This window comes from Streptomyces formicae, from assembly GCF_002556545.1.
Classification (GTDB): Bacteria; Actinomycetota; Actinomycetes; order Streptomycetales; family Streptomycetaceae; genus Streptomyces; species Streptomyces formicae_A.
On record NZ_CP022685.1, the window covers coordinates 8638670 to 8664996 of the forward strand.

20 protein-coding genes are annotated in these 26327 nt (G+C 70.6%); 14 read left to right on the top strand and 6 right to left on the bottom strand.

What is annotated here, in order from left to right:
• The first annotated feature begins 31 nt into the window (after positions 1 to 31).
• From KY5_RS37305 to glgC, 3 genes are read left to right on the top strand one after another with little or no spacing between them, the layout of a single operon-like run.
• The gene (locus tag KY5_RS37305) at positions 32 to 817 is read left to right on the top strand and encodes an IucA/IucC family C-terminal-domain containing protein (RefSeq protein WP_098246343.1); all 786 of its coding nucleotides are present in this window, start codon (positions 32 to 34) and stop codon (positions 815 to 817) included.
• Between the two features lie 53 nt (positions 818 to 870).
• Positions 871 to 2034: a glycogen synthase gene (gene glgA, locus KY5_RS37310; protein ID WP_199843409.1), complete on the top strand. Its 1164-nt coding sequence runs from the start codon at positions 871 to 873 to the stop codon at positions 2032 to 2034.
• Between the two features lie 20 nt (positions 2035 to 2054).
• Positions 2055 to 3275 (top strand): glucose-1-phosphate adenylyltransferase, encoded by a 1221-nt coding sequence (gene glgC, locus KY5_RS37315; protein ID WP_098246344.1) that lies wholly within the window; start codon positions 2055 to 2057, stop codon positions 3273 to 3275.
• Positions 3276 to 3303: 28 nt separating this feature from the next.
• Here glgC and KY5_RS37320 read toward each other — a convergent pair whose 3' ends face one another.
• The 5 genes from KY5_RS37320 to KY5_RS37340 form a co-directional block, all read right to left on the bottom strand.
• Positions 3304 to 4362 carry an ABC transporter permease gene (locus tag KY5_RS37320; RefSeq protein ID WP_234363051.1) on the bottom strand — a complete coding sequence of 353 codons (1059 nt, stop codon included), beginning with the start codon at positions 4360 to 4362 and terminating at the stop codon, positions 3304 to 3306.
• Positions 4359 to 5327 (bottom strand): ABC transporter permease, encoded by a 969-nt coding sequence (locus tag KY5_RS37325; protein ID WP_098246345.1) that lies wholly within the window; start codon positions 5325 to 5327, stop codon positions 4359 to 4361. The genes KY5_RS37320 and KY5_RS37325 overlap by 4 nt, the downstream gene beginning before the upstream one ends.
• Positions 5324 to 6829, bottom strand: coding sequence for a sugar ABC transporter ATP-binding protein (locus KY5_RS37330; protein ID WP_098246346.1), 1506 nt, complete (start codon positions 6827 to 6829; stop codon positions 5324 to 5326). The genes KY5_RS37325 and KY5_RS37330 overlap by 4 nt, the downstream gene beginning before the upstream one ends.
• Before the next feature lies 1 nt (position 6830).
• On the bottom strand, positions 6831 to 7910 hold the full coding sequence (locus KY5_RS37335; protein ID WP_098246347.1) for an ABC transporter substrate-binding protein: 1080 nt from the start codon (positions 7908 to 7910) through the stop codon (positions 6831 to 6833).
• A gap of 143 nt (positions 7911 to 8053) precedes the next feature.
• Positions 8054 to 9067: a LacI family DNA-binding transcriptional regulator gene (locus tag KY5_RS37340; protein WP_098246348.1), complete on the bottom strand. Its 1014-nt coding sequence runs from the start codon at positions 9065 to 9067 to the stop codon at positions 8054 to 8056.
• Between the two features lie 217 nt (positions 9068 to 9284).
• Between KY5_RS37340 and KY5_RS37345 the strand changes: the two genes are divergently transcribed.
• From KY5_RS37345 to KY5_RS37375, 8 genes are all read left to right on the top strand, one after another.
• Complete coding sequence (locus tag KY5_RS37345) at positions 9285 to 11912, top strand: PA14 domain-containing protein (RefSeq protein WP_234363052.1); 2628 nt, start codon at positions 9285 to 9287, stop codon at positions 11910 to 11912.
• A 205-nt stretch (positions 11913 to 12117) separates the two neighbouring features.
• Positions 12118 to 14460: a GH92 family glycosyl hydrolase gene (locus tag KY5_RS37350; protein WP_098246350.1), complete on the top strand. Its 2343-nt coding sequence runs from the start codon at positions 12118 to 12120 to the stop codon at positions 14458 to 14460.
• Positions 14461 to 14636: 176 nt separating this feature from the next.
• Positions 14637 to 16007, top strand: coding sequence for a wax ester/triacylglycerol synthase family O-acyltransferase (locus KY5_RS37355; protein WP_098246351.1), 1371 nt, complete (start codon positions 14637 to 14639; stop codon positions 16005 to 16007).
• Between the two features lie 71 nt (positions 16008 to 16078).
• A complete protein-coding gene (locus tag KY5_RS37360) occupies positions 16079 to 17566 on the top strand; it encodes an SDR family NAD(P)-dependent oxidoreductase (protein WP_098246352.1) in 1488 nt (495 codons plus the stop codon).
• A 541-nt stretch (positions 17567 to 18107) separates the two neighbouring features.
• Complete coding sequence (locus tag KY5_RS42340; protein WP_162933544.1) at positions 18108 to 18281, top strand: hypothetical protein; 174 nt, start codon at positions 18108 to 18110, stop codon at positions 18279 to 18281.
• A gap of 453 nt (positions 18282 to 18734) precedes the next feature.
• Complete coding sequence (locus tag KY5_RS37365; RefSeq protein ID WP_098246353.1) at positions 18735 to 18923, top strand: hypothetical protein; 189 nt, start codon at positions 18735 to 18737, stop codon at positions 18921 to 18923.
• 19 nt (positions 18924 to 18942) lie between these two features.
• On the top strand, positions 18943 to 20514 hold the full coding sequence (locus KY5_RS37370; protein ID WP_098246354.1) for an alpha-L-fucosidase: 1572 nt from the start codon (positions 18943 to 18945) through the stop codon (positions 20512 to 20514).
• Positions 20515 to 20812: 298 nt separating this feature from the next.
• Entirely contained in the window at positions 20813 to 21769 is a 957-nt protein-coding gene (locus KY5_RS37375) for a nitroreductase/quinone reductase family protein (RefSeq protein WP_098246355.1), read from the top strand.
• Here KY5_RS37375 and KY5_RS37380 read toward each other — a convergent pair.
• On the bottom strand, positions 21766 to 22815 hold the full coding sequence (locus KY5_RS37380; protein ID WP_199843411.1) for a LacI family DNA-binding transcriptional regulator: 1050 nt from the start codon (positions 22813 to 22815) through the stop codon (positions 21766 to 21768). The two genes, KY5_RS37375 and KY5_RS37380, sit on opposite strands and share 4 nt — an antisense overlap.
• 280 nt (positions 22816 to 23095) lie before the next feature.
• Here KY5_RS37380 and KY5_RS37385 point away from each other — a divergent pair, with 280 nt between their 5' ends.
• From KY5_RS37385 to KY5_RS37395, 3 genes are read left to right on the top strand one after another with little or no spacing between them, the layout of a single operon-like run.
• Positions 23096 to 24391, top strand: a complete 1296-nt coding sequence (locus tag KY5_RS37385; RefSeq protein WP_098246356.1) for an ABC transporter substrate-binding protein — start codon at positions 23096 to 23098, stop codon at positions 24389 to 24391.
• Positions 24392 to 24411: 20 nt separating this feature from the next.
• A complete protein-coding gene (locus KY5_RS37390; protein ID WP_098246357.1) occupies positions 24412 to 25380 on the top strand; it encodes a carbohydrate ABC transporter permease in 969 nt (322 codons plus the stop codon).
• A complete protein-coding gene (locus KY5_RS37395; protein WP_098246358.1) occupies positions 25377 to 26291 on the top strand; it encodes a carbohydrate ABC transporter permease in 915 nt (304 codons plus the stop codon). The genes KY5_RS37390 and KY5_RS37395 overlap by 4 nt, the downstream gene beginning before the upstream one ends.
• Positions 26292 to 26327 lie beyond the last annotated feature (36 nt).

Consider the following 26327-nt stretch of genomic DNA (forward strand, 5'->3'; position numbering starts at 1 on the left):
GTGGCGCGCCGTGACTTGCTGTACTGATCCCGTGACCACCCACATCGACCTGGCAGAACTCGGCTCCGTCGGCGGTTTCTTCGCCCTGCGCGAGGGCGCGCCGACCGTCAGGGGTGCCGCTCCGTTCGCGCAGGTGTACGCAGCGGCACCGACACCCCCTTACCCGCTGGTAGGAACGGCCCGCACGGCGCTCCCCGAGGGCCCCGGCGATGATCCCCTCGCCTTCCGCGTCGACAAGGTCGGACGGCGCCTCGGCGCGCCCGAGGAGCGCGTCGCGGTGTCCGTGGCCCAGCTCGGTCTCGCGGCCCGCCTGTGGTCCGTGACGCTGGGCTCCGCCGCCCTGTACGGGGCCGTGCCCGACCTCGACCCGGCGCTGCTGAGCTGGGACGCCGACGGCACGTCGCCCGACGACCTGTGGCTGACGGAGGTGCGCCCGCTGCCCGGCGATCCCGGCACGATCAGGGACGTCGTGCAGCACGGACACCTGGCGCCGCTGTCGGCCGCGCTGCGCGCCAGGTACCGGATCTCCGCGGGGCTGCTGTGGGGCAACGCGGGCTCCGCGCTCGCGGGCGCCGCGCGCGAACTGCACGGCTGGGCGGCGCGCACCGGCCGCGCCGACGTGGGGGAGCGGGCGCTCGACCTCGCCGCCGCGCTCTTCGACCACCCCGCGCTGCGCGGCACGGGCACGCTCGGCGGCACCGCCTTCCGGCGCCGCAGCTGCTGCCTCTACTACCGCTGCCCGGGCGGAGGAGTGTGCGGCGACTGTTGCTTCGAACGGCCGCCGCAGCGGTCTTCCCCCGGGGCGTCGTCTGGGTGACCATGAGGGGGCGCGCCCGACATCAGGCGGACGACTGGGGGTTCTACGTGAAAGTGGGACTGCTCACCCGGGAGTACCCTCCCGATGTCTACGGCGGCGCGGGCGTCCATGTCGAGTTCCTCGCACGGGAGTTGCGCTCACTCGCCGACGTCGAGGTGCACTGCTGGGGAGAGGGCGAGGGGGCCGAAGGCGTCCGGCGGCACCGGGCCTGGCCCGCGCTCGACGGCGCCAACGACGCGCTGCGCACCTTCTCCGTGGACCTGTCGATGGCCGCCGCCCTCACCGGCCGCGACCTCGTCCACTCCCACACCTGGTACGCCAATCTCGCAGGTCACGTCGGCAAGCTCCTGCACGGGATCCCGCACGTGGTGACCTGCCACTCCCTGGAGCCCCTGCGCCCCTGGAAGGCGGAGCAGCTCGGCGGTGGCTACGCCCTGTCGAGCTGGGCCGAACGCACGGCGGTCGAGGCCGCGGACGGCGTCGTCGCGGTGTCGGGCGCCATGCGCGACGACATCCTGGCCTGCTATCCGGGGATCGACCCCACCAAGGTGCGCGTCGTCCACAACGGCATCGACACCGACCTGTACCGGCCCGACCCCGGCACGGACGTCCTGGCGCGCCTCGGCATCGACCCCGGCCGCCCCTACGTGCTCTTCGTCGGCCGCATCACTCGACAGAAGGGCGTCCCCCACCTGCTGCGCGCCGCACGGAAGTTGGACCGCGACGTACAGCTCGTGCTGTGCGCCGGCGCGCCCGACACCCCGGAGATCGACGCGGAGTTCCGCACGCTCTTCGAGGAGCTCGACCGCTCCCGCGCGGGCGTGCGCTGGATCCCGCAGATGCTGCCGCGCCCCGACGTCGTCCAACTCCTCACCCACGCGGCGGTGTTCGCCTGTCCGTCGGTGTACGAACCGCTCGGCATCGTCAACCTGGAGGCGATGGCCTGCGGCACCGCCGTCGTCGCCTCGCGCGTCGGCGGCATCCCCGAGGTGGTTCAGGACGGCACCACGGGGCTACTCGTGCCCTATGAGCACAAGGACCCCGAGGCGTTCGAGCACGACCTCGCGCTCCTCCTCAACCGGGTCGCCACCGACCCGGAGCGGGCCGCGGCGATGGGCGGCGCGGGGCGCTACCACGTGGTCAGGGAGTTCGGCTGGGACGCGGTCGCCCGGCGCACGGTCGAGGTGTACGAGGAGATCCTGCACGCCGAGAGTTAGCCCACGAGTAGGAGGCCGGGATGCGCGGTGGACCTTCGGTGCTGGGAATCGTGCTCGCGGGCGGGGAGGGCAAACGGCTGATGCCGCTCACCGCCGACCGCGCCAAACCGGCCGTCACGTTCGGCGGGACGTACCGCCTCGTCGACTTCGTCCTCTCCAACCTCGTCAACGGCGACATCCTGCGCATCTGCGTCCTGACGCAGTACAAGTCGCACTCCCTGGACCGGCACGTGACGACGACCTGGCGGATGTCCAGCCTGCTCGGCAACTACGTCACCCCCGTGCCCGCCCAGCAGCGTCTGGGGCCGCGCTGGTACTCGGGCAGCGCCGACGCCATCCTGCAGTCCCTCAACCTCGTCCACGACGAACAGCCCGACTACATCGCGGTGTTCGGCGCCGACCACGTCTACCGCATGGACCCGCGGCAGATGCTCAAGCAGCACATCGAGAACGGCGCCGCGGTGACCGTCGCGGGGATCAGGGTGCCGCGTGCCGACGCCTCCTCCTTCGGCGTCATCACGCCCGCGCGCGACGGGACGAAGGTCGAGCGCTTCCTGGAGAAGCCCGCCGATCCGCCGGGCCTGCCCGGCGCGCCGAACCAGGTCTACGCCTCCATGGGCAACTACCTCTTCACCACCAAGACGCTCGTCGACGCCCTCCAGCAGGACGCGGAGGACCCGGACTCCGCGCACGACATGGGCGGATCCATCCTGCCGCTGCTCACCGAGCGCGGGCTCGCCCAGGTGTACGACTTCGACGGGAACCACGTGCCGGGGGAGACCCCGCGCGACCACGGCTACTGGCGTGACGTCGGCAGCCTCGACTCGTACTACGAAGCCCACATGGACCTGATCTCCGACCATCCCGTCTTCAACCTCGACAACCGCCGCTGGCCCATCTACACCCACCCGGGAGGGCTCCCGCCCGCCAAGTTCTGCGCGGGCGGCATCGCGGGGGAGTCGATCGTCAGCCCCGGCTGCGTCATCCGCGGCCAGGTCACCCGCTCCGTCCTCTCGCCCGGCGTCAGCATCGAGGAGGGCGCGGTCGTACAGGGCTCCGTGCTCCACGACAACGTGCGGGTGGGGCGCGGCGCGGTGGTGCGGGGCGCCGTGCTCGACAAGAACGTCGACGTACCGCCGGGAGCGACGATCGGGGTCAATCCGGAGCGGGACGAGGAGCTCTACACCGTCTCCAAGGGCGGGGTGATCGCGCTGGGGAAGGGCCAGATCGTGCCTGCCTGAAGCGGGAAACGGGGGGCGGGGGATCGGCTCAGAGCACCCGCCGTCTGCGGCCCAGCCACGTCTGCGCCATCACCACCACCGCGAGGAACCCGCCGCTGACCACCTGCTGGTACGCCGAGTCCAGCGAGCCGATCTGGTTGATCACGTTCTGGATCACCTTCAGGAGCAGCACCCCCACCAACGACCCGCTGATGAAGCCGAATCCACCGGTGAGCAGCGTGCCGCCGATGACGACCGCGGAGATCGCCTCCAGCTCCATCCCGGAGCCGAGGATCGTCACCCCGGAGACCAGCCATGCCGCGTTGAGCGCGCCCGCGAGGCCCGCGCAGAGGCCCGACAGGGTGTAGACCGCGATCTTCGTACGGGCCACGGGCGCGCCCATCAGGGCCGCCGCGTCCTCGTTGCCGCCCACCGCGTACACGTACTGACCGAAACGGCTGCGCCGCAGCGTCACCGCGCCCGCGACGAACAGGGCGAGGGTGATCCACACGGGTACGCCGACGCCGAGCGCCTCGCCCTGGCCGAGCTTCGCGAAGAACGAGTCCTTGTCCACCAGGTACGTCCGGGAACCCTCGTCCGTGACGGCCAGGAGGATGCCGCGCGCGCCGAGCATCGCCGCCAGCGTCACGATGAAAGGCGCGAGCCGGGAGCGGGCGATGAGCAGGCCGTTGACCAGGCCGATCAGGGCGCACGCGGCGAGCGGGAGCAGCAGCGCCACGGCCGTTCCGTACCGCGAGCCCCAGGCGGCCAGGACCCCGCCGAGCGCGAACAGCGAGCCGACCGACAGGTCGATGCCGCCGGTGACGATCACGAACGTCATGCCGAGCGCGACGACCGCGAGGAACGCGGACGACACCGCCATGTTGCTCAGGTTGTCGGTCGTCAGGAACGTGTCGAAGCTCAGCCACGCGGCGAACACGGCGACGACCAGCGTGACCAGCGCGCCGTGCTGCTGGGCCAGGGCGCTCAGGCGCTCGGAGCGGGTGGGGCCCGTGGCCTCGTCCTGCCAGGACGGGGCGGGCGCGGAGGGGATGGGAGGCGTCGAGGGGGGAGGCACGGGGTCCGTCGGGGTGGGGTGGGTGGTCATCGCTTGCCCCTTTCGCGGGCCGCGTAGACGGCGAGGACGATCACCACGGCCTGGGCGATCTGTGTCCATGACGGGGGCAGGTCGTGCTTGATGAGCGTGGCGGTGAGCAACTGGATGAGGACCGCGCCCGCGACGGTGCCGCCGATGCGGACGCGGCCGCCGCTCAGCGGGGTGCCGCCGACGACGACCGCGGTGATCGCCGAGAGTTCCATCAGGGTGCCGAGCGAGGTCGGGTCGCTCGCGGTCAGGCGTGCGGTGGCGAGGACGCCCGCGACGGCCGCGAGGGTGCCGGAGGCGACGTACACGAGGATCAGGACGCGGCGTACGGGGAGGCCAGCGAGGCGGGCCGCGGGGCGGCTGTCGCCGATCGCGAGGAGTTGGCGGCCGAAGGTGGTCCGGCGCACGACGAAGGCGACGAGGAGGGTCAGGGCCGCGGCGATCAGCACGAGGTAGGGGATGCCGAGGAGGTCGCCCGAGCCGAGCGATGCCATGCTCGGGTCGTGGACGTCCTTGAGCTGGGGGAGGAGGACCAGCGCGATTCCTCGTCCCGCGACCATCAGGGCGAGGGTCGCGACGATGGGCTGTACGCCGATGAACGCGACGAGCGCGCCGTTCGCCACGCCCACGGCGGCGCCGCCCAGTACGGCGGCGGCCAGCGCGATCCAGATGCCGTAGCCGAGGTAGAGCGAGATGAGCGAGGTCGACAGTGCCATGACGGAGCCGACGGAGAGGTCGACGCCCTCGCTGCCGATGGCCAGGGCCATGCCCAGGGCGACGATCAGGACGGGGGCCACCTGGACCGCCTGGGTGCGGAAGTTCTCGGTGGAGAGGAAGTGCGGGGTGAACAGGATGTTGACGAGGAGGAGGACGGCTACGCCGTAGTAGACGCCGTAGTCTTGGAGTTGACGTCGCAGGCGGTCCTGGTCCGTGGCTTTCGTGCGAGGTGTTGCCAGGTCGGTCGTCATGCGAGCTCCGTTGTCGCTATGGCGCGCAGGAGGTTCTGTTCGGTGACCTCGGGGCCCGTCAGTTCCGCCACTGTCCCGCCGTCCTTGAGCACGACCACGCGATCCGATCCCTCGATCAATTCCTCGGTGTCCGAGGAGATGAGCAGGACACCCAGACCCTGTTCCGCCAACTCGTCGATGAGTGCCTGGACTTCGGCCTTCGCTCCGATGTCGATGCCCCGTGTGGGCTCGTCCAGGAGGAGGACCTTGGGGTGCATCGCCAGCCAGCGGGCCAGGAGGACCTTCTGCTGGTTGCCGCCGGAGAGTTCGCCGACCTTCTGGTGCGGGCTCGACGCCTTGATGCGCAGGCGTCTGATGAACGTGTCGACCAGGTCGTCGATGCGCTTCTCGTCCACCAGGCCGAAGCGGGACAGGCGGGGGAGCGCGGCAAGCGCGATGTTCTCGCGGACGGAGAGGCCGGGGACGATGCCCTCGGCCTTGCGGTCCTCGGGGAGCAGGCTGATGCCCGCCCGGATGGCGGCGGGTGTGCTGCCGGTGCGCACGCGCTCGCCCGCGACCGTGACGCTGCCGGAATCGGCCGGCAGGGCTCCGGCGATCGCCTTCGCCGTCTCGCTGCGGCCCGAGCCGAGCAGGCCGCCGAGGCCCACCACCTCCCCGGGCCGGATCGTGATCGATACGTCGTGGAGGTGGTGACGAACCGTCAAGTTGGTTGCCGTGAGGACTGGTTCGGTCTCGGTGTCGTGAGTGCCCGTGAAGCTCGTCAGGCCCTCCTTCTGTACGGTCTCGATCTCTCTGCCCAGCATCAGCGCCACCAGGCGCAGTCGGTCCAGGTCGGCCAGGGCGCCGGTGTGGACCACCTTGCCGTCGCGCAGCACGGTGACGCGGTCGCATATCTCGTACAGCTCGTCCAGGCGGTGGCTCACGTAGATCACCGCGATGCCGCGTTCGCGGAGCGTGCGGATCACCCCGAAGAGGGTCTGTACCTCGCGCGGTTCGAGCGAGGACGTGGGCTCGTCCATCACCACGACGCGTGCGTCGACCGAGGCCGCGCGGGCCAGGGCCACCATCTGCTGGGCGCCGACGCCCAGTTCGCGCAGCGGGCGGCGGACGTCGACGGTGACTCCCAGGTCGCGCAGGGCCTCGGTCGCGTCGCGGTGCATGCGGGCGAAGTCGATCAGACCGAGGCGGCCGCGTGGCTCGCGGCCCAGGAAGAGGTTGCGGGCCACGCTCATCAGGGGAACGAGGTTGACCTCCTGGTAGATGGTGGAGATGCCCGCGTGCTGGGCGTCGAGCGGGGTCGTGAAGCGGACGGGGGCGCCGTCGTACGTCAGCTCGCCCGCGTCCGGGGTGTAGACGCCGGTCAGGACCTTGATCAGGGTGGACTTGCCCGCGCCGTTCTCGCCGATGAGGGCGTGCACCTCGCCCGCGCGTGCGGTGAAGTCGACCTCGTCCAGGGCGCGCACGCCGGGGAAGGTCTTGGAGACGGACTTGGCCGACAGCATGTCAGTACGCCTTGTTCAGGTCCGACTTGGCGTTGTCCTTGGTGTACGCGCTGTCCTTGATGACGATGTCCTGGCCGACCTTCTTGCCCCGCGTGAAGTCGTCCAGGGTCTGGAAGGCGAGGGGGCCGAAGCGGGGGTTGGACTCGATGACGCCGTCGATCCAGCCGTCCACGATGCCGCGCACCGCGCCCTTGGTGCCGTCGATCGTCACGATCTTCACGTCACCGGCCTTCTTGCCCGCGCCCTTGAGGGCGTTGACGGCGCCGAGGCCCATCTCGTCGTTCTCGGCGTAGATCCCGGTGATGTCCGGCTTCGACTGGATCAGCTGCTCGGTGACCTGCTGGCCCTTCTCGCGGGCGAACTCGCCGGTCTGCTTGAAGACGACCTTCAGGCCGGGCGCCTTCTCCTTGACGCGGTCCTCGAAACCCTTGGTGCGCTCGGTCGTGACGTTGTTGCCCGCCGCGCCGAGGAGGATCGCGATCTTGCCCTTGCCGCCCGTCGTCCTGATCATCTGGTCGGCCGCCCGCTTGCCCTGTTCGACGAAGTCGGAGCCGATGAACGAGACGTAGTCCTTGCAGGCGGTCGCGTTGATCTTGCGGTCGACGGTGACGATCGGGATGTGCTTGGCGCCCGCCGCGCGCAGCACGGGCTCCCAGCCGTCGGAGTTCAGCGGCGCGATGACCAGCAGGTCGGCGCCCTTGGCGATGAGGTCCTGGACGTCGCTGATCTGCTTGGAGAACTGCGACTGGGCGTTGGCCGTGAGCAGTTTGACGCCGCGTTTGTCGGCCTCGGCCTTGAGGGACGCCGTCTCGGCGATGCGGAACGGGTTGGCTTCTTTCTCGGACTGCGCGAAGCCCACCGTCGCGTCCTTGAGGTCGAGCTTCTTTCCGCCGTAGGCGCCTATCGCGCAGGTCTTGCCGCCCTGCTCCGAGACGGCCTGGCCCGCCTCGCCGCCCGCGGCGCTCTTGTCGTCGGACGCGTCGTCCTCCGACTTGGCGCACCCGGCGGTGAGGGCGAGGCTCGCGGCGAGGCCGACGGCGAGCAGGGTCCTGGTCGAGGTACGGAGGATGATCGGCTTCATGGAGTCCCCAAAACGGCACGGCCCCGGCACTGAGAGCGCTCACGGGAGGATCGGCACTTGCGGTCAACTCGCGTTACGGGGAGCTTTTTACATCGTTGAAAGTGGGCTGTAAACCCTCCGCGCAGTGGGGGCTGCTGCGATGATCAGCGGCGCCCCAGGGTGCTTTCGCGCTCCACCAGGCGGAATTCCGCGGTGATTTCGCGTCCGCCGGGTTCCCCGGGGGTGGCCAGGCTGCGCAGCAGCGACTCGACAGCGAGCCGCGCGATGGCCCGCTTGTCCGGCGCGACGGTGGTGAGCGTGACCGCCCCGAACTGGCCCTCCGCGATGTCGTCGAAGCCCACCACCGCCACGTCCCACGGCACCCGCAGGCCCCGCTCGTGCAGCACCCGCATCGCACCGATCGCCACCAGGTCGTTGTACGCGAACACGGCGTCGGGCCGCACCCCCGCGTCCAGCATCCGCGCCATGGCCTTGGCCCCGTCCCACCGGTCCCAGCCGCCGACCGGGCCCACCAGGCTCTCGGGCGCCGGGATCCCGGCGGCCGTCAACTCATCGCGCCAGCCAGCGAGTCGGAGGTGGGCGGGGCGGTTCGCGGAGTCGGTGCGCGCGCCGAGGAAGGCGATGCTGGTGCGGCCGCGGCCGATGAGGTGACGCACCGCGGTGCGGGCAGCGGCGACGTTGTCGATCGCGATGTGGTCGTAGGGCTGGTCGTACTCGCGCTCGCCGAGCAGCACGAGCGGCACGTCGTCCTCGCGGCCCCGCAGGTCCTCCGACTCCAGCTCCAGCGGGCTGAGGATCAGGCCGTCGATGACCCGCGTGCGAAACCCCTGGCTGACCAGGACCTCCTGCTCGCGGTCGCCGCGCGTGTGGTCGAGAAGGACGGTGAAGTCGTGCTCGGCGGCCGCGTCGATGACGGCGCCCGCGAGCTCGGCGAAGTAGGGATTTCCCAGTTCGGGGACGGCCAGCGCGATGATGCCCGTACGCCCCTTGCGCAGGTGCCTCGCCGTCAGGTTCGGCCGGTAGCCGAGCTCGTCGATGGCCTCCTGCACGCGGGCCCGCATCGCCGGGGTGACGTGCTGATACTTGTTCACCACGTTCGAGACGGTCTTGATCGAGACGCCCGCACGCTCCGCGACGTCCTTGAGGCTAACCCGCACTGGATCTCCCTGCGTCCGTGAACCACCCGGCAGAGCGGGGCGGTTGCCGTGACCCTGGACAGCACGCCGGAGCCGTGCTGTCATGCCAACTGCCGTTCCTTCCAACGTTGTACAGATTCGTTGTACCGACTGCGACGGCGAGCCGCCACCCTTCCCCGGTACGAGCCCGCCGCGCTTCCCGAAGCGAGCCGCCACCCTTCCTCGACAAGGAGGATCCGTGCGCCTACGACGTCTCAGAAGACGCCCGAGAGTCAGCCCACGACTGGCCCTGCTGCTCACCCTGGCCCTCGCCCTCGCGGGGCTCACCGCCGTGCCCGCCGCGACGGCGGCCGACGAAGCCCCCGAAGTGCACGGCCTGAAGGGCGAGTACTACACCCAGTCCGCCCCCGGAGCCTTCGACTTCCACGAGCTCAAGGCCACCGGCTTCGACCCGAACATCGACTTCGACAACCTCGAACCGCGCCTCTCCTTCGCCACCGGCAAGTCCGACGACGCCACCGTCCGCTGGACCGGCAAGGTCGTCCCGGAGAAGTCCGGCGCCCACACCTTCTCGATCACCGGCGACAACGGCTTCCGCCTCTGGGTCGACGGGAAGCTCGCCATCGACCACTGGGTCGACGACTGGGACAAGGAACAGACCTCCGCCCCCGTCCAGTTGAGCGCGGGAACGGGCTACGACATCAAGGTCGAGTACTTCGAGCACTACGGAGGCTCCAACCTCCACCTGCGCTGGACCGAACCCGGCGGAGCCAAGAAGGCCGTGCCGCAGTCCGCGTTCCGCCTCCCCGACGGCTATGACTACGACGGCGCGACCGCCGCCACGGTGGGCAGGGAAGGCCGCACCCTCAAGCTCGACTTCGCCCAGCGGATCGCCCCGCCCCCGGCCGGACTCGCCTCGCACATCGAGGCCGTCATCGGCGGGGCCAAGTGGCCGCTGAGCGACGTCAAGGCGGACCCGGACGATCCGAAGGCGCTCCTGGTAGGGCTCAAGGAACCCGTCGTCGGCAACAAGCAGGGCACCGCCCGAGGCACCGCCGACCTGCGCTACGACGGCAAGGGCGGGCTCGCGGGCACGGACGGCAAGCCCGTCGCCGCGTTCTGGAGCAGCGGCCCGAACCGCTCGACGTACGAACTGCGCACGAAGTGGGGCGACGACGTCACGCCCGGCAACGCCCACCGCGAGTACCCCCGGCCGCAGTTGAAGCGCGACACCTGGCAGAACCTCAACGGCTCCTGGCAGTTCGCGGCCGCCGAGAAGGGCGAGAAGCCCCCGTTCGGCAAGCAGCTCGGGGAGAAGATCCTCGTGCCCTACCCCGTGGAGTCGCAGCTCTCCGGGATCCAGCGGCACGAGGACCGCATGTGGTACCGCCGCACCTTCACCGTTCCCGCCGACTGGCAGGTCGGCAAGGGCAAGCGGCTCAGGCTGAACTTCGGCGCCGTCGACTGGCAGTCCGAGGTGTACGTCAACGGCGAGAAGGTCGCCGAACACCAGGGCGGCTACGACAAGTTCAGCGCCGACGTCACCGACGCGCTGAAGCCGGGGCGCACCCAGGAACTCATCGTCGGCGTGCACGACCCGACCGACGCGGCGGACGGCGCGAACCCGCCCGTCGGCAAGCAGCGCCTGGACCCCAGCGGCATCTGGTACACGCCCTCCTCCGGCATCTGGCAGACGGTGTGGCTGGAGCCGGTCGCCATCGACCACGTCGACTCGCTGAAGCTCACGCCGGACGTCGAGCGCGGTCGACTGGACGTCGAGACCAAGGGAGTTCGGGACGGCGTCCCCGTCACGGCCACCGCGTACGCGGGCGGCAAGAAGGTCGCCGAGGCGCGAGGCAGGACCGGCGCCCCGCTCACCCTGAAGATCGCCAAGCCGCGCCTGTGGTCACCGAGCGACCCGTTCCTCTACGACCTGAAGGTGAGCGTCGGACGCGATCGGGTGCGCAGCTACTTCGGGATGCGCTCCATCTCCGTGGAGAAGGTGAACGGCACCCCGCGCACCGTGCTCAACGGCAAGCCCGTCTTCATGATGGCCACGCTCGACCAGGGCTTCTGGCCCGACGGGCTGCACACCGCGCCGAGCGACGAGGCCCTCGCGTACGACCTGAAGATGCACAAGGAGATGGGCTTCAACTCCGTGCGCAAGCACATCAAGGTCGAGCCCGACCGCTGGTTCTACTGGGCGGACAAGCTGGGCCTGCTCGTCTGGCAGGACATGCCGTCCATGCGCTCGGACCGCAATCCGAGCACGGCGGCCCGCGCCCAGTACGAGCACGAGATGAAGCAGCTGATCGACGAGCACGCGAGCCACCCCTCGATCATCATGTGGGTGACCTTCAACGAGGGCTGGGGCCAGTACGACGTGGGGCGCATCGCCGCACAGGCCAAGTCCTGGGACCCGACCCGCCTGGTCAACAACATGTCGGGGCTCAACCTCGGGGCCGACGGCGGCACGGGGGACATCATGGACGAGCACGGCTATCCGAGCCCCGCGCTGCCACCGCGTCCCGACGGCGAACGGGCCCTGGTGAGCGGCGAGTACGGCGGCCTCGGGCTCGCGGTGCCCGGACACGCCTGGTCCGTGCAGCAGAGCTATGTCGACGTGGATCCGGCGCGGTACACGGACGACTACATCGCCAAGCTCGACGAGCTGCGCAAGCTCGCCTGCAAGGGCGGCAACGGCGCGGTCTACACCCAGATCTCGGACGTGGAGGGCGAGTTGAACGGTCTGCTCACCTACGACCGCAAGGTCGTCAAGCCCGATGTGAAGCGGCTGAAGGCGGCACACGAAGCGCTGATCCGCGACGCGTCGCAGGCCACGGTGCCGGGCTGCGCGAGCTCCTGAGGGTGACGTCCCCGGTCCGCCGCACGGGTGGACCGGGGGCTTTTCCTCCGTACGGCGCACGACCCTTTCCGTACGGCGCACGACCCTTGACGGGTACGCGTGGGCGACCCAAGAATGATCGCGAAGCGTGTCCTGACAACGTTGTCGAATGGTTTCGAAACCCCAGGCTCCAGAACTCCGAAGCTCCAAGGAGGCGTTCTCACGCATGAGATGGATCCCACGACTGCGCGGCGCGGGAACGGTGGCGCTGACGGCCGCGCTCCTCGGCGGCGCCCTCGCGATCCCGTCGGCCGAGGCGGACGCCCCGCGCTCCGGCCGCCTCACCGACCTGGTCAACCCGTTCATCGGCACCGAGAACGAGGGCAACACCTATCCCGGCGCCGCCGTCCCCTTCGGCATGGTGCAGCTCTCGCCCGACACCGGGCACAACACCGGATACGACCACTCCGACACCCACATCCGGGGCTTCTCCACGGTGCATCTGTCCGGGGTGGGCTGCGGGCTCGGCGGTGATCTGCCGGTGCTGCCCACGACCGGTGACGTGAAGGAGACCGACTACGCCAAGTACGCCGCCGAGTTCAGCCACGACGACGAGAGCGCGAGCCCGGGCCGCTACCAGGTCGGCCTCAAGAGCGGCATCGACGCCGAGCTGACCGCCACCCAGCGCACCGGCGTGCAGCGCTACACCTTCCCCGCCACGGACAAGGCCAACGTCCTGCTCAACGCGGGCCAGTCGCTGCACAAGACCGTGCGCACCAAGGTCGAGATCCTGGACAGCCGCACGGTGCGCACCGCCATCACCGGCAGCGGCTTCTGCCAGGACACCAAGCCGTACACGCTGTACACGCTCACCCGCTTCGACCGGCCCTTCAAGGCGTCGGGCACCTGGCGGGGCGGCACCGTCACGGCGGGCTCGAAGGAGTCGTCGGCGGGCGAGGAGCGCAACGGCGCCTATCTCCGCTTCGACACCACGAAGGACCGCACCGTCGAGGCGACGACCGCGCTCTCCTACGTCGACGCCAAGGGCGCGGCGCTCAACCTCCGCGCGGAGGGCGGGCGTTCGTACGACCGCGTGGCGAAGGCGGCGCGGGCCGCGTGGGAGGACCGGCTCGACGACGTCCGGGCCAAGGGCGGCAGCGAGACCGTGCGCCGCACCTTCTACTCGTCCCTGTACCGATCGTTCCTCGCGCCGAACATCGGCAGCGACGTCGACGGCAGGTACACGGGCTGGGACCAGAAGACCCATCGCGCCAAGGGCTTCACGTACTACCAGAACTGGTCGCTGTGGGACACCTACCGCACCCAGGCGCAGCTCCTCGCGCTGCTCGCGCCGCGCGAGTCCCGTGACATGGCGCTCTCCGTCCTGAAGATCGACGAGGAGAGCGGCTGGCTGCCCAAGTGGGGCTACGGCACGGTCGAGACGAACATCATGACCGGCGACCCGGTCACGCCGTTCCTCACCAACGCCTACCAGCAGGGCCTGCTCGAAGGGCACGAGGAGGAGGCGTACCGGGCGCTGAAGAAGAACGCGGACGGCGTGCCGCCCGCCGACTCCGCGCCGGTCGGGCGCGAGGCCAACAAGGAGTACCTGGCCGAGGGATTCGCCCCGTACGTCAAGGGCCGCCCGCACGCCAAGCCCGGTGACTCCGACTACGACCACGGCGCCTCCGCGACGCTGGAGTACGCGCTCTCCGACGCGATGCTCGGCGAGATGGCGCGCGACCTCGGGCACGAGGACGACGCGAAGCGGTACGCGGCACGGGCGCAGAACTACCGGAAGATCTTCGACGGCTCGACCGGCTTCTTCCGTGCGCGCGATGCCGCGGGGGCCTTCACCGGGCCCGCCGATCCGGCCAAGAGCGAGGGTTTCCACGAGGGCACGTCCTGGCAGTACCAGTGGCTGGTGCCGCAGGACCTGCCCGGCATGGTCGGCCTGATCGGCGGCAAGAAGGCGGCGGGCGAGCGGCTCGACTCCTTCTTCGCGTACGAGCAGCTCCTGAAGGATCCGGCCAGGACCGCCCGCGAGGTGTGGGTGAACGGTCCTTACGACTACTACAACGCCGACAAGTACAACCCGCAGAACGAGCCCGACCTCATCGCCCCCTACACCTACCTGTCGACCGGCCAGCCCTGGAAGACGACGGACGTGGTGCACGCCGCGCTCACCCTCTTCACGGACGCCCCGACCGGCATGACGGGCAACGACGACCTCGGCACGATGTCCGCGTGGAACGTGCTGTCCTCGATCGGCGTCTTCCCCGTCCAGCCGGGAACGGACACCTGGGGCCTTTCCACGCCCGTCTTCGAGCGCGTGGACATCCGGCTCGACCGCCGCTACTACCCGCGCGGCGCCCTGACGGTGAAGGCACCGGGCACGTCCGACACCCAGCGGTACATCCAGTCGGCGCGCACCGACGGTGCCGCCCTCGACGAGACCTATCTGACCACCGACGACATCCGGGGCACCCGCGAGCTCTCCTTCACGGTGGGGGAGCGGCCATCGGACTGGGGCACATCGCCCGCCGCCGCGCCGCCCGCGCTGAAGTGACGACAGTTCACTTTTGCACCACATGAGTCACACGAGGCCCGCCTCTCTCGAAGGGGCGGGCCCTTAACCTGCTATTAACTCAGCGTAGCTTGATCGTACTTGACTGTAATTGCCCGGCGGCGATTGACTGCGTGCTTGCCACCCCCCGCATCGACCCCCGACGCGAGAGCGAGCCATTGACCACATCGCCTGCTGAGACCGCTGACCTGCTCGCACCTCTCGATCTGGCCTTCTGGAACATCGAGACCGCCGAACACCCCATGCACCTGGGGGCCCTCGGCGTCTTCGAGGCCGACGCGCCCGACGCGGCGGAGCGCGCCGCGGGCCTCCTCGCGGCGCGCGCGGAAGGCGTGCCCGGACTTCGCATGCGCATACGTTCCGTCTGGCTGCCCTTCGGCGGCGCCACCCGCGCCCCGGTCTGCGCCTTCGACCCGTTCGACCACGTGCGGATCGCCGCCCCCGCGAGCGACTTCCACGCCGCGGCGGGCGAGCTGATGCAGCGCCCGCTGGACCGCGACAAACCGCCGTGGGAGGCGCATGTCCTGCCGGGCGCCGACGGCACGTCCTTCGGCGTGCTCTTCAAGTTCCACCACGCGCTCGCCGACGGGCTGCGCGCGCTGACCCTCGGCGCGGCCCTCCTCGACCCCGTCGACCTGCCCCTCTCCCGGCCCAGGCGCCCGGCGCCCGCCGTCCCCCGGCGGCCCCTGCCGGACCCGCGCAGGCTGCCCGGGCTCCTGCGGGAGACCGTTACGGAGGTCGGCCAGGCCCTCGGCATCGGCACGTCGGTGGCCCGCGCGACCCTGGGCGTGCGCTCGTCGGCGTCCCTCACCTCCGCCGCCACCGGCACCCGCCGCACCGCGGGCGTCGTCCTCGACCTGGACGACGTCCACCAGGTGCGCAAGGCGGTGGGCGGCACCGTCAACGACGTACTGATCGCGGTCGTGGCGGGCGCCCTGCGCCGCTGGCTCGACGAGCGCGGCGACTGCAGCGAGGGCGTCGAGCCGCGCGCCCTCGTCCCCGTGTCGCGGCGCCGCCCGCGCACCGCGCAGCCGCCCGGCAACCGGCTCTCCGGCTATCTGGTGCGCCTCCCGGTCAGCGACGAGGACCCGCTGGTGAGGCTCCGCAGGGTGCGCACCGCCATGGACCGCAACAAGGAAGCGGGTCCCGAGCGCGGCGCGGGCGCCGTCGCGCTGCTCGCCGAGCACGTGCACCCGCTCGGCCACCGGATCGGCGGCCCCGTGGTGGCCCAGGCCGCCCGGCTGCTCTTCGACATCCTCGTCACCAGCGTCCCGCTGCCCGGCGTCGGCCTGCGCCTGGGCGGCTGCCCGCTCGCCGAGGTCTACCCCTTCGCGCCGCTCGCCAGGGGCCAGGCGCTCGCCGTCGCCGTGTCCACCTACCGCGGCAGGGTGCACTACGGCCTGGTCGCCGACGCCGCCGCCGTGCCCGACCTCGACCTCCTCGCGGACAGCGTGCGGAGGGAGGTCGACGACCTCGTGGCGCTGTGCGCGAAGGGCGCGGGTTTGGAGACCGGGCCCCGCGCTACGTAAAGTTGCGCTTTTGGAGCTTCCGCGGACGACCAGACGCGCCGCGGCACGGGATGACACGAGGACAAGCGGCGATGACGGTGACAGACGAAAGCCAGGAGGGGACCGTCGCGTACGGCCCCGGCATCGACCCGGACCGCCTCGCCGTCTGCCTCGCGGTCCTCGACGAGCTCGACGAGCTCGACATCGACCACCCGGACGCGATCGCCGTGCGCCGGGCCACGGCCGGGATCTACCGCACGGTGAAGCAGCGCCGCCGTCAGGAGCGCCGCGCCGCCAAGACCGCCCACGACAAGGCGGTCACCGAGTCCACCGCGACGGGCTCCGCGCAGCGCATCGACGACGAGACCGAGGGGCTCCTGCCCTCCTCGCAGGTCGAGGAGGGCAGGATCGCCGGGATACTCCAGCGCCCGCGCTCCTGCTACACCTGCAAGACCAGGTACGTGGAAGTCGACTACTTCTACCACCAGCTCTGTCCGGACTGCGCCCGCCTGAACCGGACCAAGCGCGACGCCCGCGCCGACCTCACCGGCAAGCGCGCCCTGCTCACCGGCGGCCGCGCCAAGATCGGCATGTACATCGCGCTGCGCCTGCTCCGTGACGGCGCCCACACGACCATCACCACGCGGTTCCCCAAGGACGCCATCCGCCGCTTCAAGGCGATGGACGACTCGGCCGAGTGGCTGCACCGCCTGGAGGTCGTCGGCATCGACCTGCGCGACCCCGCGCAGTCCGTCGCCCTGGCCGAGCGGCTCGCCGCGGCGGGCCCCCTCGACATCCTGATCAACAACGCCACGCAGACCGTGCGCAGGCTGCCCTCCGCGTACGCCGCGCTCGTCGACGGCGAGAGCGCGCCGCTGCCCGCCGGTGAGCTGCCCGTCCACGAGGTGATCGGCGCCTTCAACTCCGGCGCGGTGGACGGCCTGGCCGCGCTGCCCGTGGGCACCAGCGGCCTGGAGGCACAGCAGGTCGCCGACCTCGCGCTCGTCGCGGGCAACGCCAGCGTCGCCCGGCACCTGGACGGCACCGCCATCGACGCGGGCGGCCTGGTCCCCGACGTCGTCGACAGCAACACCTGGGTGCAGACCATCGAGCAGATCTCCCCCGTGGAGCTCCTCGAAACGCAGCTGTGCAACTACACCTCGCCGTTCATCCTGATCAGCGCGTTGCGCCAGGCGATGGCCGACGCCGCGAAGAAGGCGTCGAGCGGCCGCGCCTACGTCGTCAACGTCTCGGCGATGGAGGGCGTCTTCGGCCGCGGCTACAAGGGCGCGGGCCACCCGAACACGAACGCCGCGAAGGCCGCGATGAACATGGTGACGCGGACCAGCGCCCAGGAGATGTTCGAGACCGACGGCATCCTGATGACCTCGGTCGACACCGGCTGGATCACCGACGAGCGCCCGCACTACGACAAGCTGCGCCTGGCCGAGGAGGGCTTCCACGCCCCGCTCGACCTGATCGACGGCGCGGCCCGCGTCTACGACCCGGTCGTGTGCGGCGAGGCGGGCGAGGACCTGTACGGCGTCTTCATGAAGGACTACGCGCCCGGCAAGTGGTAGACCGCCCGGGGTGGCGGCCGCCACCCCGCACCTGACGCGCGCCGAAGGGCCGCCCCGCTCGCCGGGGCGGCCCTTCTCGCGTCGGCCTCACGGGACGCGTCCCGCGTCGGCCGTACGGGACGCGTTCGCGCCAGTCGTACGGGGTGCGACGACCGCCTTCCGGTTCGCGCGCCCGTCACGGGCGGTGGGCGCGGGACCGGCCGGAGGGCCCGGGACTGCCTGTCGGGCCCGGTGTCGCGCGGTGTCGGGGCCATCGGGGCCCACGCACGACACGGTCCCCACGGGTCCACCGGAGCCCGCTGGGCGCGGTTGTCCGCGGAGGCGCCATTGTCCGGAATCTGTCCAACCCTTGGGCCCCATCGAGCGTGGCCGCGCTCATTTGGTTAACCTAGGGCGAACGGGCCGCCACGAGGGGTCCACGAACACCCCTCGGCGACCCCGGGACAGGCCGGCGACCACGGCCGCGGTCCCGCCTTCGAACGGGCGCCACCGCGACCGAACTGCCCTTGTCCTTCCGTTACGCGACACAAAGGAGTGCGCGGTGACACCAGATCTGACGAAGCAGGAAAAGCGACCGGCGGAACGCGGCGGCGAGCGGGCCGGTCGGCCCCACAAGCTCCGCAACCTCGAGGCGTGGGCCAAGGCGGCCCCGATCCGCCTGGCAGGCTACGAGGACGACCTCGCCGAGCCGCACATCCTGCCCGGCATCGACTGATCCGACCCCGGACCGGCCGATCCGGCCAAGGCCCCGGTCGGCTCCGACAGCTCCGACCGGTCCGCTTCGCCACGTGCCCCCGCCCCTCGGGCGGGGGCACGGGTGTCTCCGGGCGCGGACGGCGGTCCCCTCCGCAGTCGCCCGCACCTCTCACGGCGGCGGGCCGAGCGTCATCGGCATGCGCTCGGCCCGCCGGACGTGATCCACGAGGCGGAAAGTACAAGAGGCCGGGTGAGTTGACCATTCCGCGGGATGGATCTCCGCCACTCCCCGACTGCCGAGGCGATTCATCCGATGGCTCATCGGAAATGTCCAAGACCCGGGCGGAGACAGTGCATTGACACCTCTCCGGGGTGCTTGAATCATCGGACCACATGACCGAACTGTGCTCGTCCTCCGGGCATCGGCGGCGCAGGGACCGGCGACGCGGGCAGCAGGAGGCTGACGCTCAACGTGCCCCTCCAGCCCGGCACCGCCGTCACCGACACGCTCCAGCGCTGGCAACTGGACGAGGCGGCCGGTGGCTACCGGCTGACCAACGCCATCACGCGCATGGCCGCGCACGTGACGGACGCGGGGCGGCTCCTCCCGTACCCGAAGAACCAACGCTCGCCCGCCGTCTGGACCTTGACCGCCCCCTGACCCGAGGGAGACCCGCCCCATGACCGTCAGCAGACGTCTCTTCATGGCCGCCGCCGTCAGTACCGCCGTCGCCGCGTCCAGCGTCTCGATCCCCGTGACCACCGCTGCCGCCGCCACCCGCCCCGGCGGCGCCGAACCGCCCTACCGCATCCCCATCGGCCCCGGCGACTCACCCGAGTCCGTCGTCGCCAAGGCGTCCCGGGTCCGGCCGACAGCACGGCAGATCGCCTGGCAGAAGCTGGAGCAGACCGCGTTCCTGCACTTCGGCGTCAACACCTTCACCGGGCTCGAATGGGGGACCGGCGACGAGGACCCGAACGTCTTCCAGCCGTCGGGCCTTGACACCGACCAGTGGGCACGCGCGCTGCGCGACGGCGGCTTCACGCTCGCGATCCTCACCGTCAAGCACCACGACGGCTTCGTCCTCTACCGGACCCGCTACACCGAACACGGTGTGGCGAGCAGCAGTTGGCGCGGCGGCAAGGGCGACGTCCTCGCGTCGTTCGCGAAATCACTGCGCCGGTACGGCATCAAGGTCGGCGTCTACATCTCGCCCGCCGACGAGAACCAGTACCTCGACGGCGTCTACGCCAACGGCAGCAAGCGCTCGGCGCGCACCATCCCCACCCTGACGCCCGACGACGACCGGGCGGGTGACGATCCGCGCACCTTCACGCTCGACGCCACCGACTACGGCGCCCACATGCTCAACCAGCTCTACGAGGTGCTCACCGAGTACGGCCCCGTCGACGAGGTCTGGTTCGACGGGGCACAGGGCCGCATCCCGCCGGACAAGGTGGAGACGTACGACTGGGACAGCTGGTACACCCTGATCCGCGCGCTCGCCCCGAACGCCACGATGGCGGTGCGCGGGCCCGACGTGCGCTGGGTCGGCAACGAGGGCGGTCTCGCGCGCGAGAACGAGTGGAGCGTCGTCCCCGTCAAGGACTCGGGCAACGGCAGCATCGACTACGCGCTCGCGTACGACGCACCCGACCAGGGCAGTCGCGCGGCGCTCGCCGAGGCGCGGTCCGTCGCCCAGTACGTGCAGTGGTGGCCCGCCGAGTGCGACGTGTCCATCAGGCCGGGATGGTTCTACCACGAGGACGAAAAGCCCAAGAGCGTCGAGCAGTTGACGGACATCTGGTTCCGCTCGGTCGGGCGCAACTCGGTGCTCCTGCTCAACATCCCGCCGGACGAGCGGGGGCTCCTTCCCGACGCGGACGTGACCCGCCTTCGCGAGTTCCGCGAGCGGATCCGCAAGGAGCTGCCGAAGGACCTCGCGGACGGCGCGCGCACCCGGCACGACCGCAAGGCGGGCACCGTCACCGTCGACCTGGGCCGGGCCCGCGAGGTCGACAGGGTCAGGATCGCCGAGGACATCCGGCACGGGCAGCAGGTGGAGCACGCGGTCGTCGAGGCGCGCGTGGGTGACACCTGGCGGACCGTGACCGAGGTCGACACGGTCGGCGCGAGCCGCGCGCTCAGGCTCGCCGCCCCGGTGACGGCGCGGCGGTGGCGGCTGCGGGTGACGCGGTCACGGGGCGCGGTGCGGATCGCGGAGTTCGGTCTCTACCGGTCGCAGGTGTGAGGGAGGCGCGGGCCGTTCCGCGTTGACATGTGGGGGAGCGGGTGTCTGTAATGGTGCTCGTGCCGCGTGGCGCCGACCAAAGAGCAGTGGGCAGGTCGGCGACCGGGCGAGCACCTTCACTCAAGGACGACGCCCATGAGTACGTCGTGAGTTCACACCTCCGGGCCACTGCCTGACCGTGCGCTTTCGCGCGCCGTCACCCGTGACCGGCAACCTCCCTCATCCACACCGCTGTCGACGCATGCCATCGCGCCGTCGACGCGGAGCCGAACATCCCGTACGGAGTTCTGACACCGTCATGCCCACACCCTTCAACCAGTCCGTCATCGACGAGTTCCGCGCCCACGGCGGCAAGGTCGGCGGCCCCTTCGACGGCGGCGACCTCCTCCTGCTCACCACCACGGGCGCCAGGTCCGGCAAGGAACACACCACGCCGCTCGGCTTCGTCCGCGACGGCGGCCTGCTCCTGGTCGTCGGCTCGAACCTCGGCTCGCCCCGGCACCCCGACTGGTACCACAACGTCCTCGCCCGCCCCACGGTGCGCGTGGAGCTCGGCACCGAGGAGTTCCAGGCGATCGCCGTCCCCGCCGAGGGGGAGCGCCGCGACCGGCTCTTCGAGCGGGTGGTCGCGGCCGAGCGCGGATACGGCGACTACCAGGCGCGCACCAGCAGGATCCTGCCGGTCGTCGTCCTGGAACGCCCGGCGCACGAGGCCGACATCCCCGAAGAGGCCGACAACTTCGCGGACAAGATGCTCCAGGTGCACCTGTGGCTGCGCGGCCAACTGCGCCACGTGCGGGCCGAGACCGACGCGCACTTCGCGGCGCTCGCCGCGCACACGGGCCCGGGGGTGCCGCCCGCGCCGGGCCTCGGGCTCCAGATCAGACAGCACTGCCTGGCGTTCTGCGACGCCCTGGCGTTCCACCACACCAGCGAGGACGCGCATCTCTTCCCGGCCATGAGGGGCTACCACCCCGAGCTGCGCGAGACCTTCGACCGGCTCGCCGAGGAACACCGCACCGTCGCCCGTATCCAGGGCGAGCTCGCGGCGCTCCTCGCCGGGATCGACGGTACGGATCCCGAGCGGTTCCGTGCCGAACTGGACTCCATGTCACGGCAGTTGACGGCCCATCTCGACTACGAGGAGGAGAATCTGCTGCCGATCCTGGCGGCGCTCCCGTGGCCCCCCGAAGGGGCGCGGGGAACTGCGCGATCAGCTACGACGCAGCCGCAGCCGCAGCCGAACGACGCTTAGCCCCGCACGGGCCCGGTGCTCTCCCGCTCGATGAGCCGCGGCAACGGCACCTGCACCGTCGCCGCGGGCCCGTCGTCGAGCAGGGCGAGCAGCTCCCTGGCCGCGGACCTGCCGAAGGCCACCGTGTCCCGGGACAGCGCGGTCAGCCACGGGTGGACCATGCGGCACAGCGCCGAGTCCTCCCAGGCGACGACCGAGAGGTCGTCGGGGACCGCGAAGCCCAGGGAGGTCGCCGCGGCGACACCGGCCACGGCCATCACGTCGTTGTCGTAGACCAGGGCCGTCGGCGGCTCGGCGGCCTCCAGGACGCGCCGGGTCGCCGCGGCGCCCTCCGCGTCGGAGTAGTCCGTCGTCACCGAACGCACCCCGGACAGGCCGCGGCCCGCCGCCTCCGCGCGCAGGGTGCGGATGCGCCGCTCGGTGTGCGCGAGCCCTTCGAGGCCCGCGATGTGCACGATGCGGCGGTGGCCGAGCGCGTGCAGATGGCCGACGACCGACGCCATCGCGCCCGCGTCGTCCGCCCACACCGTCGAGAGCCCCGGGTGCCCGGCCTCCGGATCGGGCACGCCCCCCGTCACGACGGCGGGCAGCCCCAGCTCGTCCAGGAGCGCGGGCCGCGGGTCGTCGGTGCGCGGATCCACCACGAGCACCCCGTCGACCCGGTGCTCGGCCCACCAGTGCCGGTAGACCGCGCACTCGGCGGCCACGTCCTCCACGACCTGGAAGAGGAGCCCCAAGTGCCGCTCCGCGAGCACCTCCTGGATGCCCGAGATCAGTTGCAGGAAGAACGAGTCGACGCCCAGCGTCGCCGCGGGACGCGCCACCACCAGGCCCACCGTCGCCGAGCCCTCGCCGGACAAGGCGCGCGCCGCCGTGCTGGGCCGCCAGCCCAGTTGTTCGGCGACCCGGCGCACCCGGTCACGGGTGACGTCGGAGACGCCGGGGCGGTCGTTGAGCGCGAAGGAGACCGCGCTCTCGGAGACCCCGGCGCGGCGCGCGATGTCCTTCATGGTCGGCCTGCGCGCCGGTGACCGCTTGCCTTGCACCCGTTGCCCCTTTCCTGACGGCCGAGTACTAATGCGCTTGAGTGCTCCGACCCTAAAGCGCATTAGTGCTTCGCCGCAAGAGTCTCAACACACGCTTCTGACCAGGCGAGTTGCCGCTGCGATCGGGGGATCATCGATATCTCCGGGCGGATCGGTGGCCGGAATCCATTGACAATTCTCCACCGTGCGATGCAAGGTCTGCCTCGGCGAGGATTGCCCGGCTCGGACGGCCGCAGTCACCGCCGTCTCACGCTGGGCCGAGCAAAGGAGCCGTTTCACCGTGCGTATCTCCCGTATCCCCCGCAGAGCGGTCGCCGCAGGCGCCGTCCTCGCTGTCCTGCTGCCCCTGAGTGCCTGTGGCGACGGGGACGAGGGCGGTTCCACGGACGCGTCGGGCAAGATCGAAGGCAAGATCACCTTCCAGACCTGGAACCTGAAGGCCAACTTCAAGCCCTACTTCGAGGGCCTTGTCGACGAGTTCGAGAAGAAGTACCCCGGCACGGAGGTCCACTGGGTCGACCAGCCCGGCGAGGGCTACGCGGACAAGATCAGCGCCGACGCCGCCGCCGGCACGCTGCCCGACGTCGTGAACGTCTCGCCCGACCTGGTCGCCCCGCTCGCCAAGGCGGGCATCGCCATGGACCTCGACAAGGCCGCAGGGAAGTACGAGAAGGAGTACCTGCCCGGCGCCTGGAAGAGCCACCAGATACCCGGCACCGAGGGCACCTACGCCTTCCCCTGGTACCTGAACACCGGGCCGCTCTTCTACAACAAGCGCCTCTTCAAGGACGCGGGCCTGGACGCGGACAAGCCCCCGAAGACGTACGACCAGCTCTTCGACGACGCCCTGAAGCTCGCGAAGAAGAGCGACGGCAAGGTCGCCACGCTCGCCAACGTCCCCACCATCGAGGACTTCGGCCGCTACGGCGTGCCGCTGATGGACAAGGAAGGCACCGGCTTCTCCTTCAACGACGCCAAGGGCGTCGAACTCCTCACCAAGTACAAGGAGTTGTACGACGCCAAGGCGCTCGACGGGCAGGCGCTGACCGCGACGCCCGAGTCGACGGGCAAGAAGTTCCTCACCGAGGCCGTCGCCATGAACCCCGGCAGCGCGCTCGACCTGGAGAAGTTCAAGAAGGACGCGCCGACGCTCTACAAGAACATCGGCATCACCCCGCAGATCAGCAGCACCGGCAAGGACAACATGTACGTGATGGGCGTGATGGTGAACGCCCGCACCAAGCAGACGCCCGCCGCCGTCGCCTTCGCGCACTTCGTCACGGACGCCCAGCACCAGATGGAGTTCGCCAAGAAGGTCGCGATCTTCCCCAGCACCCAGGGCTCCCTGGACGACCCGTACTTCACCAAGCAGGACGGCAAGGAGGAGACGCGGGTCCGCGTCGCCGCCGCCAAGTCCATCAAGACCGCGGTGAACTACACGCCCGTGCTCTTCAGCGAGCAGATGAAGGTCGAGCTGCGCAACGCCGTCGCCCGCGCCCTGCAGGGCAAGGAGAGCCCCAAGGAAGCGCTCGACAACGCTGTCAAGAACTGTGACCGGTTGCTCAAGACCAGCTGAGACCAGGGACCCGTACGACCATGAAGAGCCCCACCGCCACGAAGGCGGCCTCGTCCGACATCAGCACCGCCGGCCCCGCGCCCAAGGGGCTTCGCCCCGACGGGCGCGGCGGTCGCCGCATCCGACGACAACTGCCCACCAGTCCTTGGCTGTTCGCCGCGCCGGGGCTCGTCATCGTCGCCGTCTTCATCCTCTACCCGTTCCTCAGCACGCTCAACAACGCTTTCACGGACAAGCGCACGCTGATCCCCGGCGAGTACGTGGGCCTCGCCAATTTCCGTGAGCTGCTGCACGACGACATGTTCTGGATCGGCCTGCGCAACAGCACGCTGTACGTCCTCGTGGTCGTCCCCGCGCTCGTCCTGCTGCCCCTGCTGCTCGCGATGCTCGTCCAGAAGCACATCCCCGGCATCACCTTCTTCCGGTCCGCCTTCTACACCCCGGTGGTCGCCTCCATCGTGGTCGTCGGCCTGATCTGGGTGTGGATGCTCGACGAACGGGGCCTGGTCAACGCGGTGTTGGAGGCCGTGGGCGTCGGGAAGGTGGGCTTCCTCAGCGACCAGTGGCTGCTCCTGTTCAGCGCCATGGCCGTCACGGTCTGGAAGGGCCTCGGCTACTACATGATCATCTATCTCGCGGCGCTCGCCAACGTGCCGCGCGAGCTCCACGAGGCGGCCGCGGTCGACGGCGCGGGAGCGGTCCGCCGCTTCTTCAGTGTCACCGTGCCCGCCGTGCGCTCCACCATGGTCCTGGTCGGCGCGCTCTCCTCGGTCGCCGCCTTCAAGGTCTTCTCCGAGGTCTATCTGATGGCGGGCCCCACCGGCGGCCCCGCGGGCGAGGACACCACGCTCGTGATGCTGGTGCAGCGCGTCGGCACCGGCCTGACCGGACGGGTCGGCTACGCGTCGGCCATCTCGGTCGTCGTCTTCGTCGTCACCGTCGCACTGATGCTGCTCGTGCTGCGGGCGGACCGGAAGGAGGACGCGTGAGCGCCACCGAGACCACAGAGACCACCGGGACCACGGCCAAGAGCAAGCCCCGGCGCAGGCCGCGCGTCACCGACGAGAACGGCCGCCGGATGCCGGTGTGGGAGATCGTCCTGCGCTACGGACTGCTGCTCGCCGTCCTCGCCCTGATGATCGGCCCCTTCCTGTGGCAGCTGTCCACGTCCCTGAAGGGCCCGCACGAGAACATCTTCAGCTCACCGCCGAAGTTCCTGCCCTCCGACCCGACCTTCCACAACTACGAGCGGGTCGCCGACACCATCCCGGTGTGGGACTACGCGTTCAACTCCCTGAAGGTGGCCGCGGCCAACGTCGTCACCAACTGCGTGGGCGCCACCCTCGCGGGCTACGCCCTGGCGCGCCTTCGCTACCGCGGCCGCAAGGCGGCCACGATCGTCTTCATCCTCGCGATGCTGGTGCCCGTCGAGGGCATCATCATCGCCCAGTTCACCACCATGCGTGAGCTCGGCCTCAACAACACCCTCATCGGCGTGCTGCTGCCCGGCTGCGTCTCCGCGCTCAACGTCCTGTTGATGCGCAACGCCTTCCTCAACGTGCCCTACGAGATCGAGGAAGCCGCGTTCGTGGACGGCGCGAACGTGTGGCAGCGGTTCCTGCGCATCGCGCTGCCCGCGGTCAAGGGCACCCTCGCGGTCGTCGCGATCTTCGCCTTCATGGGCGCCTGGGACGACTTCCTGTGGCCCCTGATCGTGCTCAGCGATCCGGACCGCTTCACGCTGACCATCGGCCTGAACTACCTGCACGGCACCTTCGCCAACGACGAACGGCTCGTCGCCGCGGGCACGGTCATCGCCGTGCTCCCGCTGATCGTCCTGTTCGCCTGCCTCCAGCGGTACTTCTTCCGCGGCGTCGGCGAGGGCGCGGTCAAGGGCTGAGCCCCCGCCCCCGCGGCCGACCGCGCGCCCTCGATT

Bases quoted from the DNA above. Each gene is read 5' to 3' on its own strand.
- KY5_RS37330 (WP_098246346.1), bottom strand. From the start codon at position 6,829: ATGCTGTCGGCCAAGTCCGTCTCCAAGACCTTCCCCGGCGTGCGCGCC.
- glgC (WP_098246344.1), top strand. From the start codon at position 2,055: ATGCGCGGTGGACCTTCGGTGCTGGGAATCGTGCTCGCGGGCGGGGAG.
- KY5_RS37375 (WP_098246355.1), top strand. From the start codon at position 20,813: ATGCCCACACCCTTCAACCAGTCCGTCATCGACGAGTTCCGCGCCCAC.
- KY5_RS37320 (WP_234363051.1), bottom strand. From the start codon at position 4,362: ATGACCACCCACCCCACCCCGACGGACCCCGTGCCTCCCCCCTCGACG.
- KY5_RS37370 (WP_098246354.1), top strand. From the start codon at position 18,943: ATGACCGTCAGCAGACGTCTCTTCATGGCCGCCGCCGTCAGTACCGCC.
- KY5_RS37335 (WP_098246347.1), bottom strand. From the start codon at position 7,910: ATGAAGCCGATCATCCTCCGTACCTCGACCAGGACCCTGCTCGCCGTC.
- KY5_RS37350 (WP_098246350.1), top strand. From the start codon at position 12,118: ATGAGATGGATCCCACGACTGCGCGGCGCGGGAACGGTGGCGCTGACG.
- KY5_RS37360 (WP_098246352.1), top strand. From the start codon at position 16,079: ATGACGGTGACAGACGAAAGCCAGGAGGGGACCGTCGCGTACGGCCCC.
- KY5_RS37390 (WP_098246357.1), top strand. From the start codon at position 24,412: ATGAAGAGCCCCACCGCCACGAAGGCGGCCTCGTCCGACATCAGCACC.
- KY5_RS37325 (WP_098246345.1), bottom strand. From the start codon at position 5,327: ATGACGACCGACCTGGCAACACCTCGCACGAAAGCCACGGACCAGGAC.